Annotated in this window: 13 protein-coding genes; 10 read left to right on the forward strand and 3 right to left on the reverse strand. The window is 71.7% G+C overall.

Features of this window, described 5'->3' with window-relative positions; all coding sequences use genetic code 11:
* Nucleotides 1–5: 5 nt before the first annotated feature.
* The 6 genes from BZB76_RS27680 to BZB76_RS27705 all read left to right on the forward strand — a co-directional run bounded on the left by BZB76_RS27680 (nucleotide 6) and on the right by BZB76_RS27705 (nucleotide 10266).
* Entirely contained in the window at nucleotides 6–1628 is a 1623-nt protein-coding gene (locus tag BZB76_RS27680; RefSeq protein WP_170180777.1) for a DUF2142 domain-containing protein, read from the forward strand.
* Between the two features lies 1 nt (nucleotide 1629).
* A complete protein-coding gene (locus tag BZB76_RS27685; protein WP_147449574.1) occupies nucleotides 1630–2454 on the forward strand; it encodes a class I SAM-dependent methyltransferase in 825 nt (274 codons plus the stop codon).
* A 399-nt stretch (nucleotides 2455–2853) separates the two neighbouring features.
* Entirely contained in the window at nucleotides 2854–4863 is a 2010-nt protein-coding gene (locus BZB76_RS27690; protein WP_121437334.1) for a hypothetical protein, read from the forward strand.
* Nucleotides 4864–4933: 70 nt separating this feature from the next.
* On the forward strand, nucleotides 4934–7960 hold the full coding sequence (locus BZB76_RS27695) for an ATP-binding protein (protein WP_121437335.1): 3027 nt from the start codon (nucleotides 4934–4936) through the stop codon (nucleotides 7958–7960).
* A 102-nt stretch (nucleotides 7961–8062) separates the two neighbouring features.
* On the forward strand, nucleotides 8063–9895 hold the full coding sequence (locus BZB76_RS27700) for a hypothetical protein (RefSeq protein WP_147449575.1): 1833 nt from the start codon (nucleotides 8063–8065) through the stop codon (nucleotides 9893–9895).
* The gene (locus BZB76_RS27705) at nucleotides 9892–10266 is read left to right on the forward strand and encodes a DUF5955 family protein (RefSeq protein ID WP_121437337.1); all 375 of its coding nucleotides are present in this window, start codon (nucleotides 9892–9894) and stop codon (nucleotides 10264–10266) included. Before BZB76_RS27700 ends, BZB76_RS27705 begins: the two co-directional genes overlap by 4 nt.
* A 3-nt stretch (nucleotides 10267–10269) precedes the next feature.
* On the opposite strand, the gene BZB76_RS27710 is transcribed toward BZB76_RS27705, so the two are convergent.
* Complete coding sequence (locus BZB76_RS27710; RefSeq protein WP_121437338.1) at nucleotides 10270–11007, reverse strand: hypothetical protein; 738 nt, start codon at nucleotides 11005–11007, stop codon at nucleotides 10270–10272.
* Nucleotides 11008–11249: 242 nt separating this feature from the next.
* A complete protein-coding gene (locus BZB76_RS27715) occupies nucleotides 11250–13001 on the reverse strand; it encodes a hypothetical protein (RefSeq protein ID WP_121437339.1) in 1752 nt (583 codons plus the stop codon).
* A 431-nt stretch (nucleotides 13002–13432) separates the two neighbouring features.
* Between BZB76_RS27715 and BZB76_RS27720 the strand changes: the two genes are divergently transcribed.
* The 4 genes from BZB76_RS27720 (at nucleotide 13433) to BZB76_RS27735 (ending at nucleotide 16555) form a co-directional block, all read left to right on the forward strand.
* A complete protein-coding gene (locus BZB76_RS27720) occupies nucleotides 13433–14683 on the forward strand; it encodes a Mur ligase family protein (RefSeq protein ID WP_117401485.1) in 1251 nt (416 codons plus the stop codon).
* The gene (locus tag BZB76_RS27725) at nucleotides 14673–15383 is read left to right on the forward strand and encodes a type 1 glutamine amidotransferase (RefSeq protein WP_121437340.1); all 711 of its coding nucleotides are present in this window, start codon (nucleotides 14673–14675) and stop codon (nucleotides 15381–15383) included. Before BZB76_RS27720 ends, BZB76_RS27725 begins: the two co-directional genes overlap by 11 nt.
* A gap of 145 nt (nucleotides 15384–15528) precedes the next feature.
* Entirely contained in the window at nucleotides 15529–16023 is a 495-nt protein-coding gene (locus BZB76_RS27730) for a pyridoxamine 5'-phosphate oxidase family protein (protein ID WP_121437341.1), read from the forward strand.
* Nucleotides 16024–16207: 184 nt separating this feature from the next.
* Nucleotides 16208–16555: a hypothetical protein gene (locus BZB76_RS27735; RefSeq protein ID WP_233526208.1), complete on the forward strand. Its 348-nt coding sequence runs from the start codon at nucleotides 16208–16210 to the stop codon at nucleotides 16553–16555.
* A gap of 59 nt (nucleotides 16556–16614) precedes the next feature.
* Here the strand turns inward: BZB76_RS27735 and BZB76_RS27740 are convergent, their stop codons facing one another.
* A complete protein-coding gene (locus tag BZB76_RS27740) occupies nucleotides 16615–17250 on the reverse strand; it encodes a PepSY domain-containing protein (protein ID WP_121437342.1) in 636 nt (211 codons plus the stop codon).
* Between the last annotated feature and the right edge of the window lie 11 nt (nucleotides 17251–17261).

The raw sequence follows: 17261 nt of genomic DNA on the forward strand, positions 1-17261 counted from the left end.
CGGCGATGTCCACGCGGCGGCTCCGGTCGATCGTGGCACTGGCGTTCCTGGGCTTCTTCGCGGTCGGCGCGGGCTGGGCGATCGCCCTTCCCTGGGACGGTGGACCGGACGAGCAGTCGCATATCACCCGCGCCGCCGGCGTTGTCGGTGGAGACATCGCCGCCCCTCCAGTGCGGCTGCCGGTACCGGGGCTGCCTCGGCCGCTGCCGGGGACGCACCAGACCGTGCCGGGTGGCGTCGCCCACCCTTCGCCGCCGTGCTTCGCCTGGAAACCGCGGCAACCGGCGAACTGCGTGCGCGTGCCCGCCAAGCCGAAGCACGAGCCGGTGGAACAGTTCACCGCCGGAGCCGGGCGTTACCAGCCCACCTACTACGCCGTCGTCGGCTGGCCGCTCAGATGGTGGCCCGGTGAGGGCGGGTTGCTGGTCGCCCGCCTCGTCAGCGCCGCGCTCTCCGCCGCCTTCCTGGCCGCCGCCGTGTACAGCGTGCTGGCGTGGTCCCGGCGACCCTTCCTGCTCGCCGGGCTCCTGGTCGCCACGACACCGATGGCGATGCATCTCGCGGGTGTGATCAACGCCAACGGTCTGGAGGTCACGGCGGCGATCGCGATGTGGACGGCACTGATCCCGCTCGTGCTCGACAAGGCCCCTCCCGACCGGCGGCAACTGATCCTTGTCGGCGTCTCGGCCGTGACCGTCGCGTGGAGTCGCCCCGACGGCCCGATGACCGTCGCGCTCGCCCTGGTGATCCTTGTGGGCACGGCCGGACGCGCCCGTCTCGCCGCCCTGGTACGGAACCGGGGAAGCTGGATCACGGGAACGGTCGTGACCTTGGCGTGCCTGGGATCGGCGATCTGGACGCTCGCGATGAAGGCCACCGAACTCGTCCCGGTTCCTGTCGGAGCCGGGCTCGGCCCCGCGGAGGCGCTGCGTCTGGTCGTGGTCGAGCGAACGTCCTTCTACCTGAAGTCCATGGTCGGGCTGTTCGGCTGGGTGGACGTCGAGATGCCGGACGCCTTCTACGCGATCTGGTTCGCCGCGACGGGCTTCCTGGTCATCGCGGCGCTCGCGTCCGGAAGCCGGACCGACAGATGCCGTCTGGCGCTCGTGGTGGCGGGCGCCTTCGCGCTGCCGCTGTGGATGGACGTCATGGGCGCCGAAAAGGACGGGATGATGGCGCAGGGCCGCTACATCCTGCCGACCGCGGTCGGCGCCGCGGTGCTCGCCGCCCATGTCATCGACGAACGTCAACTGCTCGACCCGCGGTTCGTCCGTTCGGTCACCCGATGGCTGGCGGTCGCGATCCTGCCCGCGCATCTGATCGCGCTGGCCTACGCGATGATCAGGTATCAGCACGGCCTGTACGGCAAGGTCCCGGCCGTGAACCCGCTGACCGGCGACTGGACGCCGCCCCTCGGCCCCGCCACGGCGCTCGGCGCGGCGGTGGCCGGACTGGCCGCGCTCGGCGCGATGACCTGGCTTGCCACAACCCCGACAGTGGAGACGGAACCCCACAGAGAGGCGGCTGGAGATGACGGACTACGTCTCGACCGTGGCGATGCATCGGGACACCTGGGGGACCTTCCTCGACCCCGTTCCCGGTTTGGCCGACGCCGAGAATCCGCATGAGGTGCTGGGAATCCCCATTCAGGGCGGACACCACGCCGACCTGGACACCTTCGCCGGCAAAAGCTCGATCTTCGACCGGACGGCCACCCGGATGCAGGGCGTGGACCTCGCCTACGAGGACCAGTGCAGCGCCTACCACTACTTCGACCTCTTCCGGCGCGTCGAACGCTGCCACGGCGAACTGTCCAGATTGGTCGACGTGGGTGTCTTCATGGGGGGTTCGTCGACGATTCTGGGCGGTTGCGTCGAGCCCATGGGATTGGAACTCGACCTCGTCGACGTCAATGACGCCTATCTGCAGTTCACCTACGAACGGCTGCGCCGCACCTTCCCGCGTGCCATGACCCGCGTGCGCATGTTCCACGGGGACGCGCCGACCTATGTGGCCGCCGTGCTCGGTTCCGAACCGCATACCCGCGCGTTGGTCCATCACGACGGGGCGCACAACTTCGACCAGGTCGTCAAAGACCTGAGCGCGCTGTACTTCGCCCGTGACCAGGTGCACGGCCTGGCGATTCAAGCCACCCACCTGCGCGGCGACATCAAGTACCTCAACTTCGTGGACGCCGCCGTCTACGCGATGTTCGGCGTTGACGTGAAGTACGAACCGCTCGGCGCGAACTTCCCGGCCGACGCCCCGGTGACCGTCCCCAACGAATGGGACGGAAACTACTTCCTCGCCGGCCAGCCCGAAGGCATGTACGTTCCCTTCGACAGCGTGGAATGGAAGTACCCGCACCCGACAATGGAGCTGGACGACTTCCTCCCGGTAAAGACCCAGCCCACCCCCCTAAATCCGCCGCCACCGGCGCCAGAGGGCTACTAAGCGCCTTCGGAACAAGAATTCGATGGTGGCCGAAGTCGGCGGAATGCGGCCCGGATGGATGTCATGTCCATCGACCTCTATGACCACCGTGGCCCCATGCTTCAAACGTGGCATCTATCGGCAAAGCCGTGCGCGAACTGTGTGCTGCGATACTTGCGCACGCCCAACGATGGCCGGAGGGGTGGCCGGATGTGGTCAGGGTGGGGGTGCGGTGGCGGTGCGGTTGGGCGGGTTTTGGGGGGTGGAGCGAGGATCTGGGGGGTGTTCGGTTGAACGGGGGGCGGGGACGCGGCAAGCTCTTTACCCTGGGCTGTGTAGACCTAGGTAGAAATCGACCTGGCCACCCCGAGGCGTTCCAAACATTCTCGCGACTCTCAGGGGTCTCTCGACGTGACGGACATGGCGAGCGGGTCCGCGATGGCGCGGCTGACGCAGCCCGACCGCGTCCATGTGGGCTGGCGGTACGCCCAGGTGCACCCCGATCCGGGGCCGCCTCCGGGGCGTCCCGAGCAGCCCGAGCGGGCGGCGGCGGTGCCGGCCGCCCGGCGGCCGCATGAGCATATGGCGGCGCTTCCGCTGCGCATCGTGTTCTGGGGCACGCTCGCCGGTGTCGTGCTTGTGCTCTTGTGTGGATTGGTCGGGTTGATTCCGTGGGCGTTCGCGGGTGTGACGTTGGTGGCGTTCGGGGGTGTGCTGGGGATCACGGGTGGTGCGTTGTGGCGGGACGAGCGGGGTGTGCGGGCGCGGATCGCGCGGGAGCGGGAGGCGGAGGAACGCGAGCGGGCGGAGCGGGAGCGGCGGCGGGACGCGGCCGAGAAGGCGTATGCGAAGGCCAGGGCGGAGTGGGAGCGGCGCCGGTCGGCCTATGAGGGGCAGCGGGAGTGGTACCCGGTCGCGGTTCCGCCGGGCGTCGACCGGGTGGACGTCGTCGGCGGGACGCTCGCCGGGTGGTCCGCGGCCGTCACGACGATGGGCGCGGCCCGGTTGGCGGTGGGGGCGCGGCTCACCGTCATCGACCTGTCGGAGGGGGCGGTCGCGCATGATCTGTTGCGGCTCGCGGCGGACCGGGGCGACGATCCGCTCGTGTGGGTGCTGCCCGACGACCTGCCGCGCCTGGACGTCACCCGCGGCCTGAGCCCGGAGGCCCTCGCGGACGTGCTGTCGCTGGTCGTCAGCGCGGGCGAGGCGGAAGGCGGGACAAGGGACCTGTCGTTCGACAACTCGATCCTGGAACGCATTATCGACGTTCTTGGTCCTGAGGCGACGATCCCGCGGATAACGGCGGCGCTGCGCGTCCTCGCCCAGGTCGGCGACCCCCGCGACGACCTGCGCAAGGGGCTGCTGACCGAGGAGCAGTTGGAGCGGATCGCGACGCTGTTCGGGCGGGACGCCACCGACCGGATCGTGGTGCGGCGGGCGTGGGCGCTGGAGGCGCAGCTCCGGAAGTTGGAGAAGCTCGCGACCGAGCCGGTGCGGCTGCCGCCGGCCCGGCTGCACGTGGTGTCGATGGACCGGCGTGCCGGAGTCCTCACCAACCGGATCCTCGGGACGTACGTCACGACCGCGCTCACCCACCGGATCAGGGAGGCCCCGCCCGGCGGACGCTGGGACCACACGCTGTTCCTCTGCGGTGCGGAGAAGCTGCGCGGTGACGTCCTGGACCGTCTCATCGACGCCTGCGAGGCCACCGGGACCGGGCTCGTGCTGATGTACCGGTCGATCCCGGGGCACGTCCGGGAGCGGCTCGGACGGCGCGGGCACGCCGCCGTCGGCTTCATGCGGCTCGGCAACCCGGAGGACGCCCGGGTCGCCGCCGAGCACATCGGCGCCGGACAGCCGCTCCTCATCGCCGAGATCACCGAGGCGGCGGGGGAGACGCTGCTCGACGTGGTGGGGGAGAGCTACGCCAGTACGGTCGCGTTCGCGCGGCCCCGCGGCGACGGGCTCACCGACCCGGTCTGGTCGCCGCTCCCCGCGCCCGCCGCCGACGACTCGGTGCTCGTCGAGGGCATCAGTTCGGCGACGGCGTGGGGCCGGACGGTCGAGGCTCGCGACGGCAAGCAGCGGTTCCGTGAGCTGAGGGTCGAGCCGCCGCAGCTTCAGGAACTGCCGCCGACCGCGATGGTGTTCACGCATTCGGGGGCGACGGGCCGCCGTGTCCTGCTCGTCGACGCCAACCCCGGCATCATCACTTTGCCGACCGCGCACTCGATGGAGTTCGAGGAGTACCTGCGCGAGCAGGAGGCACGTGACACCGAGCCTCCGCCGCCGGTTTCCGAACCAGAGGTGCCCGAGCTCGTCCGGCCGTCGCGGGCCCGGCACGCGCTGCCGCGCGGGGCGGCGCGTCCGGTTCGCGTCGTGCCGCCGCTCCGGCCGAACGGCAGGCACAAGGCCGACCCTCCAGGCTGATCGTCCGGTTTCGTTGGCGCGGCGGCGGGCGTGCGGTAAGGATGCTGGAGTGACTTCGCCGCCCCCCGGAATGCAGCCCTACCGAAGGGGAACGGCGCCCGCGGGGCCGCCTCCCGCGCCGCGCGGTGAGGATCCGCCGGGGCCCTGGTACCGGATCCAGGCGATTCCGGCGCCGCAGCGGGACGCGTCCGCTGAATGGGACTTCGTCAGCGTGCTGCCCGCCGCGCTGTCGGCGGCTCGGCTCGGCAGGTCGTTCGTCGTCGGGTGGCTGTCGGCGGGCGGTGGGGCGCCGCTCGAACTGATCACCAACGCGGGCCCGATCGGCACGCCCGAGCCGAGCGGGGAGGCGCACGGGCTGCTGTTCCCGAGCGGTGCGCGCGGGGCGCCGATCGGGGACGGGTGGTTGCGCCAGGCGGACCGCATGGTGTGGACGCGCTGTCCCGGCCGCCTCGCCCCGCAGGTCGGACGCGCGGACGCCGGCCCCGGCCTGTTCGAGGCGACGCTCGTGACGCTGATGGAGCGGCCGTTCGGCTGGTTCGTCGTCGCCGACCCGTGCGACGAGCGGCTCATCGACACCGAGATGCGGGAACTGCACCACGAGCTGCGGATGCTGCGGCGCGGTGAGGACGAGCAGGCGCGGCTGGCGGTGGCGCGGGCGGACCAGCGGCTCGCGGAGCTGGACGCGTTCCGCGAGGCGGGGCTCTGGCAGGTAAGGGTTCTGGCGGGGGCGGCCACGGAGGCGGAGCTGGGGCAGATCGCGCCGGTGCTGGTCGGGTCGATGGAACTCGGGCACCATCCGTACCGGCTGAGGTCCGGGTACGGCAGCGGTTCGTTCCGGGCGATGCTCCAGCGGGCGCCGAGCGAGGGGCCCGCCACGGTGCGTTCGGTCGCCGAGCCGGAGCAGCGGTTCCCGTTCGTCGCGACGGCGGGCGCGCTGGCGGCGTTGGCGGGGCTGCCGCGCCGCGAGGTCCCGGGCCTGCGGGTGCTGGACGCCGGATACTTCGACGTCACGTCCGAGACGGACGGCGACGTGGAGGAGACACGGATCGAGCTGGGCGCCATCCTCGACGGCCAGGACCGGCAGGTCGGACGGTTGACCGTCCCGCGTTCGACCATCAACCGGCACGTGTTCGTGACCGGGGCGACGGGCGCGGGCAAGTCGCAGACCGTCCGGCATCTGCTGGAGCAGTTGACGCGGGCGGGCATCCCGTGGCTGGCGATCGAACCGGCGAAGTCGGAGTACGCGGCGATGGCGGGACGCATCGCCGACCTCGGCGGCCCGGTCACGGTCGTGAACCCGTCCGACCCGGGTTCGGTGCCGCTGTCGGTGAACCCCCTCGCGCCCGAACCCGGCTACCCGGTGCAGGCGCACATCGACATGGTGCGGGCCCTGTTCCAGGCCGCGTTCGACGCCGAGGAGCCGTTTCCGCAGATCATGGCGCAGGCGTTGCAGCGCGTCTACGAGAACAACGGATGGGACGTCGTGACGGGCGCGGGCGTGCCCGGCTCGCTCATCGAACCGGCCGTGCCGACGCTGGAGCAGTTGCAGAACGCCGCGCTCCAGGTCATCTCCGACGTCGGTTACGGCCGGGAACTGATGGCGGACGTGCAGGGTTTCGTGGACGTCCGGCTCCGTTCGCTGCGCATCGGCTCGGCCGGACGGTTCTTCGAGGGCGGTCACCCGGCCGACATCGGCGGGATGCTCCGCGACAACATCGTCCTCGCCATCGAGGACGTCGCGAACGACGAGGACAAGGCGTTCCTCATGGGGACGCTCATCATCCGCATCGTCGAGCACCTGCGGATGCGGGAACGCGGCCGCGACGGCACCGACTCCTCGTGGGACCCGCGGCGCCGGACGGGCGGCCCCGCCCTCCGGCACGTCATCGTCATCGAGGAGGCGCACCGGCTCCTCCGCAACCGCGGCCCGGAACGCACCAGCTCGCACGCCGTCGAACTGTTCGCCGGGATGCTCGCCGAGATCCGCGCGTACGGGGAGGGCATCATCGTCGCCGAGCAGATCCCGACGAAGCTCGTCCCGGACGTCATCAAGAACACGGCGTTGAAGGTCGTGCACCGGCTGCCCGCGTTCGACGACCGGCACCAGGTCGGCGCGGCCATGAACCTCGACGACGACCAGTCCCGCGAGGTGGTGTCGCTGCGTCCGGGCGTCGCGGCCGTGTTCGCCGACGGGATGGACCGTCCGCTGCGGGTCCGGGTCCCGCTCGGGGAGGGCCGCGAGGGGGAGCGGCCGGGCCCGCCGCCGCCCGTGGACGGCCGCCGCTCCGCCGCCTGCGGCTGCGAATGCCGCTCCGGCCGGGCCTGCACCCTGTACGAGCTGCGCGAGGCCGACCTGGTCGCCGGGCATCCCGACTGGGCGTGGCTGCGGCTGTGGGCGGAGACGCTCGTCCTCGCGCATGTCGTGAACCGTCCGATGCCCGCCGTGCCGCCGGAACTCGCGCGCGCCTGGTCCCGGCTGACCCCGCGGCTGCGGGAGTGCGCGCTCGCGACCGTGCTGGAGCGCGCGGTGACACGGCGGTCCCGGGCGCTGCGGACCGCGTATCCGCCGGCCGAGCTGACCGCCGCCGTCGCCGAGGTCGCCGGACGGCTCCTCACGGGCGGCGCACCCGGCACTGCACCCGGCCCTGACTGGGTCATCCCGCAGGTCAGGTGGCTGCACGAACTCGACCGGCTGTTCCCGTTCGGCGGCGGCGCCCCTGACAAGCACGCGCCCGCCCCGCCGCTGGACTACCCGCTTCCCGGCCTGAAGCAGCCACCGGACCCGAAGCTCGGCCACCGCCTGCGCGCCCTGCGCCGCCACCCGCTGTCGATGGAACTCGAACGCAACCGGCCCGTCGCCCTCACCGCCCTCTACGGCGACGACGACCACGCCGGCTTCCACGAGGACCTGTCCGTCGTCGCGATCGGCTTCGAGGAGGACGAGCAGATCGCCCACGTCGCCGCGACGATGGGCGTCGTCGGCTGGCTGGATCCGGTCCTGAGCTGGTTCGAACGCTTCGTCGCGCCGTTCGAGGACCCGTCCGCCGGCCTCCCGTTCCTCGCCCGCACCCCGGATACCGAACCCGACGCCGAGTGACGAACCGACCCGTTCATAACTCACAGGCCGTCGCGCGTTGGCGCTAGGTTCTGTCATGGACGTACTCCGCACCGAACCTGTGGAGGGTCGAGCCTCTTGGACGTGCAGACGGACAGCCCCCCGAGCCCCACCTTCTTCCACCACGGGCCGAGCAGGGAACCTTCCACCGGCCCGATGCAGAGCCTCACCCGCTACCTGGCCGCGGCGACGTACCTGGACAAGGACCTCTGCGACAAGGTCATCAGGGAGTACGTGTACGACTGGCATCGCGCGATCGTCCCGTCCCACGGCTACGACCTCGAACCGGTCATCAGGCACGCCCGGCGGGCCCGCAGGATGCGGATCGTCCGCGACCTCCTCATCGGCGTGCTCTGGCTGTCCCTGCTGATCCTCCTGCCCGCCCTGATGGTCTCCTTCGCGCTCGCGCTGGGCTACTGGGCGCTGCTCTTCCGCCTCTGGCGCCGGCTGTCCTGGCCGGGACGGTTCTTACTCCTGCTCGCACCGACATTCCCGGCGCTGATCGCGGCGGTCCTGGCCACAGGCATCCGGGAGGCGGCGGTCAACGCGGGCGTCCCGCCGCTGGAATACGTGGTGGCCGCAGGCCTCGCCGTTCTGGTCGTCGCGGCGACGCTGTTCGGGCTGTTCTCCCTCGTGGTCGTCGGCCATCTGGCCCTGGTCCTGCGGCGGCTCGCCCGGGATCTCGGACCCGGGGCGGACGGCCCTGGGCCGGGCGGCGGCGGCACCCGGTTCGACAACGCGCTGGCGCGCGTCCGGGCGTCCCAGAACGGCAACGTCACCCTGTGCGAGGGCGACAACCCGTTCCTCGGCGCGGGAGATCCGCGCTCACCGAACGCGAAGGTGTGGTCGGTCATCCTCGAACTGGACCGGAGGGCGCCGACCCTTCTCGGTGAGCCGGCGTCGCCGGATCCGTCGGCGCTCGACCAGGACGCCGCACCCGCGACCGTCGACCCCGTGGTGATGCACGACCGCATCCGCGCGAAGCTCCTCCAGATGCGGGACGAGTCGGCGCCCGGCGACGACGGGAAACGTCCGCTGCCGACGAACGAGCGCATCCACGGGCTCGTCACCGGCTGGCACGTCGTGGCACGCGGCCGGTGCGTCCAGCGTCCGCGCCCGGTGGACGCCTTCACACGGGACGACTACGAAGGTCACCCGCTGATCGACCCGACCGGGCCCACCCCGTTCTCGGTGGCCTCGCAGGAGACCGTCGAGGCCGCGATCCGGCATCCGCAGGGCGGGGTCCGCTGTTTCCAGCGCGTGTCGGTCGGCGTCCAGGGCCAGTCGATCCGGACCCCGGACGGCCGCGTCGTCGCCCCCGCGGAGGAGCAGGACGCGGCGATGTCGGCGTTCGTCCACCTCGCCGTCGAGGGCCGGATGCTGTACGCGCGGTTCGTCGTGACCGTGCTGCCACCCGTCCATGACCAGTTCAAGATCGTGGATCAGTTGCCCGTCTGGGGCGGCGGACGGCTGGTGTGGAACGCGTTTCGCCTCGCCTTTCCCCGGGTGCTGCTCACCGCGCCGCTGCTCGGCCCCTTCCGGCTCGTCTCGGCGCTGTGGCGGATCATCCGGGAGGCGTCGGCCGCGGACGCGCCCGGCGACCCGCGAACGGACCTCGTCCACGAGTACGGCGCCCGGATCAGCGTCCGCGAACTGGTGGCGGACGCCGACGCCCGGGACCTGTTCCAGGAACTCGACGTCGACAAGTACACGCGGCTCATCGAACGCCGTGTCAACGAGGCGCTCCTGGACTATCTCGGCGACGAGTGCGGCATCGACGTGTCCACCTACCGGACACAGGCGAGCGTCATCATGAACCAGGGGGTCATCATGACCGGCGGCACCCTGGCAGGCCAGGTCGCCGTCGGGGAGCGCGTCCAGCAGCGACAGAGCGGCGCCGACCGCATCAACCCGTGAACGAACCGGAGGACGGCATGACCGAGTACGGCGACCGGAGCATCATCATCGGCGGCCACGCCCAGGTGTCCGGGATGATCGCCACCGGCGACAACGTCACCCAGAACCAGCAGGTCAACATCGCGTCGTCCGAGGAACTCGCGGTGGCGCTCGACCGGATCGAGCGGCTGCTGGAGCGGCACGCCACCGACGTCCCCGAACTCGAGGGGGCCCGCCGGGATCTCGCCGACGTGCGGACGGAGGCCGAGTCCGGCGACGCGGACACCGAACGGACGGAGAAGGCCCTGCGACGGCTCGGTCGGCGCGTGGGCGGTGTGGCGGTGCTGGCCGAGGCGGTCGGGCAACTCGGCGCCGTCATCGGTCTCGGCTGAACCTCAGATGTCGTCGGCCGTGCGCGCCGGCAGACCGGCCTGCCGCGCGATCGGCGACCAGTAGCCGATGAACTCGTTCTTGGCGTCGCTGGCCCGCTGGTTGATGTCCAGGACGTCGCTTTCGGGCGGGCAGCCGGGCGCGACGTCGAGGTAGCGCTGGTTCGACTCGGTGGACGCCTCCAGCGCGCGGACGAGCGCCTCCTTCATCTGGGTGCCGCCGGTGAGCGCGTCCACCTTCAGCGTGCGGGCCTTCTCCAGTTGGGACGTGCGGGCGTCCAGGACGCGTCGCAGACCGCTGCGCTCGCAGCCGTCGACGACCACCGTGCCGAGGTCGGACCGGGTCGTCGCCATCTCGGCCAGTAGGGCGTCGACCGCTCCGGCCTGCGCGTCGGACGCCTGCGTGTCGGCCGGTCCGCTTTCGGGGACGACGTTCGGGGTCTGCCGCGTCGACGCCCCGCCGACGTTTCCGGAACTGGCGGACGGCTCAGACCCGCTCGGCCAGAACACGATGCCGAGCGCCACCCCGACGAGCACGACGATGCCCGCCACGAGAAGGTAGGGGGCCTTGCTCCGCTTCGGTGGCGCGGGCGGCCGCCAGATCGCGGGTTCGTTCCACGGCTCGGGCGACAGCCGGGTCGACGTCTCGTCGGGCCGCGGCGGCATCGGGCTCGTGAAGTCGGGCGGCGCCGGGATGGTGAACTCGGGCGGCGGCGCCGGAGCCGTCGCGTCGGGCGGCGGCATCGGAGGCGGCATGGGCGGTGGCAACGGCGACGGGTCGGGGGCCGTCGCGTCACCGCCGGGCGGGACGTTGAGGGGCGCGTTGCATCGTGTGCACCGGGGCAGCGCCGACGTGGTGTCGCTGCCGCAACCCGGACACCGCATATGGCCCCCTACCCGGTGAGATTCGACCTTGACCAAGATAATGCGCCGTTACGGGACGGCGACCATCCGTGCCGAGGTCGAAACCGGGTCGTGACCGGCCGTCACACCCTTCGCCAGCTCCGTGGCGGCTGCCCGGTCTCTTTGGCGACCGGGTTCCACAGGACGACGAACCGCTTCTTCGCCGCCGTCGCCCGCCGCTCGATCGCGGCGCGGCCGGGAACCTGCGCCGCGCTCGGACGCGGTTTGCCGCGGCAGTCCCGCTGGTTCCGCTGCGCCCACTGCAGCAGGACCTGGTCGACCTGCAACGACGCCGTCAGCGCTTCGGTCAGCGACGCGCGGATACGCTCGCCCTTCGCCAACTCGTTCACCTGGAGCCTTCTGGTGCGGGCGAGTTGGTCCTGGCGTTGTTGCGCGACCTTCTGGAACCCCTGGATGGCCTGCGGCAGCGTCGCGCACTTCCCGGCCCGGGTGATCGCTCCCGCGAGGATGCGGCGGGTGCCGACGCTGTCGTCCAGCACCGCGTTCAGCGCCACGGCCTGCTCCTTCGTCCCCGCGGGGATCGGCTCCCCCTGCGCCACCGGCCGGTTGGCGGGCGTCTTCCGGGGGCCGGGCTTCTCGGACGGGTCGTCGCCGCTCGGCCACACGACGAACACCACGGCCCCGACCGCGACCGTGACCAGCGCCGCGGCGGCGGCGATGAGCGGTTTGCTCGGCGCGCCACCGCTCTTGCCCGGCGGCCGTCCGCCGGGCATGAGGTCGCCGCCCGGCCCGCCCTGACCCATCGGTGCCGGAGCGAACGCGCCGGGTCCACCCGGGCCCTGCCCCGTGGGGCCCTGGCCGAACGGCGCCTGGCCCATCGGCGCCGGAAGCATTTTCGGCCCGGCCGGGCCCGTCGGGCCGGGGCCGAGTTGAGGCGGGCCGAACTGGCCAGGCCCCCCGGGTTCCAGGCCCATCGGCGCCTGGTTCATGGGGGGAGGGGCGCCCATCGGGATCCCGGGGTCCGTTCGCGTCTGTTCGAGGTCGTCGCCGAACCCCAGCGGGCCGGACGCGATCTGCGTGGCGTCGGCGTCCGGTACGTCGACGTCCTGCGCGTCGGGCTTGCGCGGCTTCGCGAACCACGAGTCCGGGACGATCGACTCCGTGCGTTCGGGCGGCGGCTCCGTCCCGAACCCGGTCGGCGCGGCGTTCGCCGGTTCGGCCGCGGGCAGCGCGGGCTGCGCGCCGGACCAGGCGGACGGCGCCGGGAGCGCGTTCGGCGCGCTGAAGCCCCCGGAGGCGTCGTCCTCGTCGGGGACGAACGTCCACGCCGCGGTGTCCTCAAGGTCGTCGGCCGGCGCCGGGGACGACGGTGCGACCGGAGGTGACGCCGGCGCCGGGGACGGCTCCACGGGGAGCACGACCGGGGGCTGTGCCGCGGCGGGCGGCTCGGGCGCCGTCCGCTGCGTCGCCTGGTGCTGCACCGTGTTGAACTGCCCCGTGTTGTGCTGAACCGTGCCGTGTTGGCCTGTGCCGTGCTGAACGGCCGGGTGCTGTCCCGTGCCGTGCTGAACGACTGGGTGTTGTCCCGTGTTGTGCTGGACGGCCGGGTGCTGTCCCGTGTTGTGCTGCACGGCGGGGTGTTGCCCCGTGTCGCGCAGCGTCGTGTCGGGCTGCGCCCCGGGCATCGCCGAGATCGGCGGAATCGGCGTCGTTGGGGGCGTCGGGGTGCTCACCGGAGGCGGCATGGTGAAGTCCGGGGTCACCGGCGGCGGGGAGTCCGGCGCCCAGGACGACGCGGGCGGCGACGTCCACGCCGTCCGGTCGCCGATCGTGTCGGCGGGCGGCGCCGACAGAAGGGGCCCGACCGAGTACACGTCGATCGGCGCCTCACAGTGTGAACACTTGCCGAGCGTCCCTGGCGTGTCGTTACCGCACGTCGGACACTGCATAGCTCAGACCTCGCCTAATAGCCGCTTCGCCCACGCCTGCGATCAGGCCCGCCGTCGCGGCGGGCATCACGTCCCCGTGAACCAGCGCGGGGCTCCCGACAAAAGTAGTGGGTGACGCCGTTCTCGGACGCGTGGATGGGAATCTGGCACACCGCAGTCGGAGGCCGCACCAAATCACGACATCTCAGTACAGGTCAAGATCGCTCTCCAGGTTTACCCGGTCACTCTGTGATGATGATCACAATCTCATGCTGTTCGTCCGAGATGTCCGGAAGCCTGGTGTTGAGCCCTGCACGCCGCGCGCAGCGGCTAGGCTCGGAGCGGTTTTTCCAGCACATCCAGAGAAGACGGAGTCGATGAGCGATCTTCCGCTGCGTTCGCAGCTGGCCGTCGCGCTTGGTCGTACGGCCGCCAAGATGTCCCGCATGGCGGGCCGCGGGGACGGCTCGGTGATCGGCGGACGGGTGGGCCTCCGCCTCGACCCGGAGCTGCTGACCAGGCTGGCCAAGGACCGCAAGCTCGTCCTCGTCAGCGCCACCAACGGCAAGACGACGACGACCCGGCTGATCACCTCGGCGATGACGCCGCTGGGGGAGGTCGCCACCAACGCGTTCGGCGCGAACATGCCGACCGGTCATGTGTCGGCGCTCGCCGCCGCGCCCACGGCCCGGTACGGCGTCCTGGAGTGTGACGAGAAATACGTCCCGATGGTCCTACGGGAGACCGGGGCCAACATCGTCGCGCTGATGAACCTCAGCCGCGACCAGATGGACCGGGCCGCCGAGATCTGGCTGCTGGCCGGGAAGTGGCGCCGCGCCCTGGAGGCCGCCCCGCAGAGCCATGTGATCGCCAACTGCGACGACCCGCTCGTCACCTGGGGGGCGTCCACCGCCAAGAGCGTCACCTGGGTCGCGGCGGGCCAGCACTGGCGCGAGGACTCCTGGTGCTGCCCCGAGTGCGGGGGGCCCCTCGACCGGCAGGACACCGACGAGGACAGCGACTGGCGCTGCCGCCAGTGCCACTTCGCCCGGCCGCGCCCCGACTGGACGCTGAAGGGCGACCTCGTCACCGCGCCGGACGGCCGGACGTTCGGGCTCACCGAACTGTCCCTGCCGGGCCGCGCGAACCGTTCCAACGCGCTGATCGCGCTCGCGGTCGTCGCCCAGTTCGGCGTCCCGCCCGAGCAGGCGCTGCCCCTGCTGTCGCAGGTCACGTCGGTCGCCGGTCGCTACACCACGGTCGAGCACGAGGGCCGCAGCATCCGCCTGCTGCTGTCGAAGAACCCGGCGGGCTGGTTGGAGGCGTTCGACGTCCTGCAACCCGCGCCGGGCCCCGTGGCGTTGTCGATCAACGCGCAGGGCCCGGACGGACGCGACACGTCCTGGCTCTGGGACGTCGACTACCGCATCCTGCGCGGCCGTCCCGTCTGGGTCACCGGTGAGCGCCGCATCGACCTCGCGGCCCGCCTGGAGGCCGCCGACGTCACGTTCACCGTGGTGGACGACATCGACCAGGCGGTCATGGCCGTTCCCCCGGGTCATCTCGACGTGATCGCCAACTACACCGCCTTCCAGTCCATCCGAACGAGGTACGGCCGTGTCGTCTGACCGCATCAAGATCGTCTGGATCTATCCGGACCTGCTCAGCACCTACGGCGACCAGGGCAACACGATCGTCCTGGAGCGCCGCGCGGCGCTGCGCCGTATCCCGACGGAGACGGTCGCCCTCCGCTCGGACGAGCCCGTCCCCGCCGACGGCGACATCTACCTGCTCGGTGGCGGCGAGGACCGTCCGCAGATCCTCGCGGCGCAGCGTCTGCGGGGCGACGGCGGCCTCGCGCGGGCCGTCCAGTCCGGCGCCGTGGTGTTCGCGGTCTGCGCGGGATACCAGCTTCTCGGGCACGAGTTCGGTGGCGAGGAGGGGCAGCCCGTCCAGGGCCTCGGCCTGCTCGACATCCGCTCCACCCGGGGCGAGCGGCGCGCGGTCGGCGAGATCGTCGGCGATGTCGCGGCCGAGCTGAACGTGCCCCGCATCACCGGTTTCGAGAACCACCAGGGCGTCACGCACCTCGGCCAGAACGCCCGCCCGCTGGCGAAGGTCACGCACGGCATCGGCAACGGCGACGGCTTCGAGGGCGCCTACAGCGGCCGTGTCCTCGGCACCTACATGCACGGCCCGGCCCTCGTCCGCAATCCCGGTCTCGCCGACCTGCTGCTGCGCTGGGCGGTCGGGCACGACCTTCCGCCGCTGGACGACTCCTGGGCGGGCCGCCTCCGCGAGGAACGCCTCAAGGCCGTGGCGGGCTGACCCGCCCGACACGCCGCCCAGGCGGCGACCACGGTCGGCGTGGCCGAAAAGCCACGCCGACCGTCCTTTCGTCGCCATTCTGTGAATCGGCGATGAGTCGGAGCGCCCTGCCGAGTCAACCTTCCCGTCACGGAAGGAGACGCTCATGGATTACCCGCAGGGCGATGTACGCCTGCTCCAGACCGATATCGCGCGACGTCTGCTGAACTCGACCATCCCGGCCCGGGTCGCCTACACCGCGACCGACGGGACGCCCCGCGTGATGTCGTCCTGGTTCGTCTGGACGGGCGACGAGCTGGTGATGGCGACCTACCTGTACTGCCCGCCGATCGGAGTGCTGCGTCCGGCGTATCGCGTGAAGGCTTTGCGCGAACGTCCCGATGTGGCGATCACGATCGACACCGAGCCGCAGCCGCCGGAGGTGCTTCTGCTGCGCGGCCGTGTCTCGATCACCGAGGTGAAGGGAATGGTCCCCGAGCAGGCGGAGGCGGCCCGCCGCTTTCTCGGCGAGGAGGGCGGCGCGGGCTACGTGGCCGTGGCCGACCACCCGGAGACGCTCATGGCCCGCATGGCGCTGCGCCCCACGTGGGTCGGTGTCCTGGACTTCCAGACCCGGCTGCCCGACCTCATCACCACCTGACGCCCGCCCCGGACCGCCATTATGAGGCTTTTGATCAATCTGTCCGAAAGGTAGGTAATCTCATCTAAATAGCGAAGTGAACCATTCTGAAGGTGTGTTCAGGGTGCTTCAGTTCGGGCTCAGAAACGTTCGTCAGTGTGAACTCCATCGAAGCGTTCAGCGCACCGATCGGAGGAGAAGGCCGATGACGTTTCTCCTGGACGTCTCACGCGGGCGGACCGACGCCGAGGAGGGCCCCACCGGCCCTGAACTCCGCGAGATCCGCGGTCCGCGGGTGCACCCACAAAGCTCGCCCCTACGTGCGGGCGGCGTTCAGACGGCCACGGAGAAGTGGCGCTTTCACTGCCTGCGCTGCCTGCACGTGTGGGAGGAACTGTACGAGGCGCGGTACTGCGGTGACGCGGTGGCCTGGCGGTTGAGCGGGGTGGCCGCCCAGCCGCCCTGGGTCGATCGGGCGTGCCGGGGGTGCGACGGACTGTGGGTGAAGGCGCTCCCGGACGGCCTGGTGGCGCGACGCGTCACGGCGAAATGACCTGCGCGGCCTGCCCGGACGAACCGTCGGCGGCGTAACCGCTCCGGCTCCCGAAGAGATCAGCCGTCGTCCTGTCCGGCGGCGCCCGGGGTGACCTCGCCCGTCGCGGCGTTCACCCGCAGCGTGTGCTGCCCACCGTCGTCGGCGGTGATGTCGACTTCCCAGACCGATCCCGTCCGCCGGTACTCGAAGTCGATCGAGGTCGCGGTGCCGGACACGGTCGCCACGGCCGCCCGTGCCGCCCGGGAGGCGGTGATCTTCGCCGAGCGCAGGGCCGTGACCGGGTCCGTGTGTTCGGTGGCGCCGTCGTCGGGCTTGGAGTCGTCGCAGCCGTCCGCGTCCTCGCCCTCCTCGGGCGGGTCGACCTGATCGGCCAGCACCCGGCCGTCATGGGCGTCGATGTGCATCTCCCGCGCGGTGCCGTCGCCCGCCAGGACGTCGGCCTCCCAGATCAGGGTCCGGCCGTTGAAATCGATCTCCAGGCCCTCGATGTGGCCACCGGGCGCCGCCGCCAGCGCGACACCGGCGGCCCGCTCGACGTTCAGACGCGCGGCGACGGGTGAGACGCGCTCGTCGTCCCCGGCGGCGATCGCGGTGGCGGCGGCCCCCGCCGGTGCCGCCACCGCGCCCGCCGCGATCGCGGTCAGGAGCAGTCGCCGGCGGGCCGTCAGCGCGTTCTTCGCGGCGAACCTCATGCCTTCCCTCC

It is taken from the genome of Actinomadura pelletieri DSM 43383 (assembly GCF_003634705.1).
Lineage (GTDB): Bacteria > Actinomycetota > Actinomycetes > Streptosporangiales > Streptosporangiaceae > Spirillospora > Spirillospora pelletieri.

Excerpts from the sequence above, each read along its gene's own strand:
- BZB76_RS27690 (WP_121437334.1), top strand. The coding sequence starts at position 2,854 with ATGGCGAGCGGGTCCGCGATGGCGCGGCTGACGCAGCCCGACCGCGTC.
- BZB76_RS27740 (WP_121437342.1), bottom strand. The coding sequence starts at position 17,250 with ATGAGGTTCGCCGCGAAGAACGCGCTGACGGCCCGCCGGCGACTGCTC.
- BZB76_RS27710 (WP_121437338.1), bottom strand. The coding sequence starts at position 11,007 with ATGCCGCCGCCCGACGCGACGGCTCCGGCGCCGCCGCCCGAGTTCACC.
- BZB76_RS27720 (WP_117401485.1), top strand. The coding sequence starts at position 13,433 with ATGAGCGATCTTCCGCTGCGTTCGCAGCTGGCCGTCGCGCTTGGTCGT.
- BZB76_RS27735 (WP_233526208.1), top strand. The coding sequence starts at position 16,208 with ATGACGTTTCTCCTGGACGTCTCACGCGGGCGGACCGACGCCGAGGAG.
- BZB76_RS27730 (WP_121437341.1), top strand. The coding sequence starts at position 15,529 with ATGGATTACCCGCAGGGCGATGTACGCCTGCTCCAGACCGATATCGCG.
- BZB76_RS27680 (WP_170180777.1), top strand. The coding sequence starts at position 6 with ATGTCCACGCGGCGGCTCCGGTCGATCGTGGCACTGGCGTTCCTGGGC.
- BZB76_RS27695 (WP_121437335.1), top strand. The coding sequence starts at position 4,934 with ATGCAGCCCTACCGAAGGGGAACGGCGCCCGCGGGGCCGCCTCCCGCG.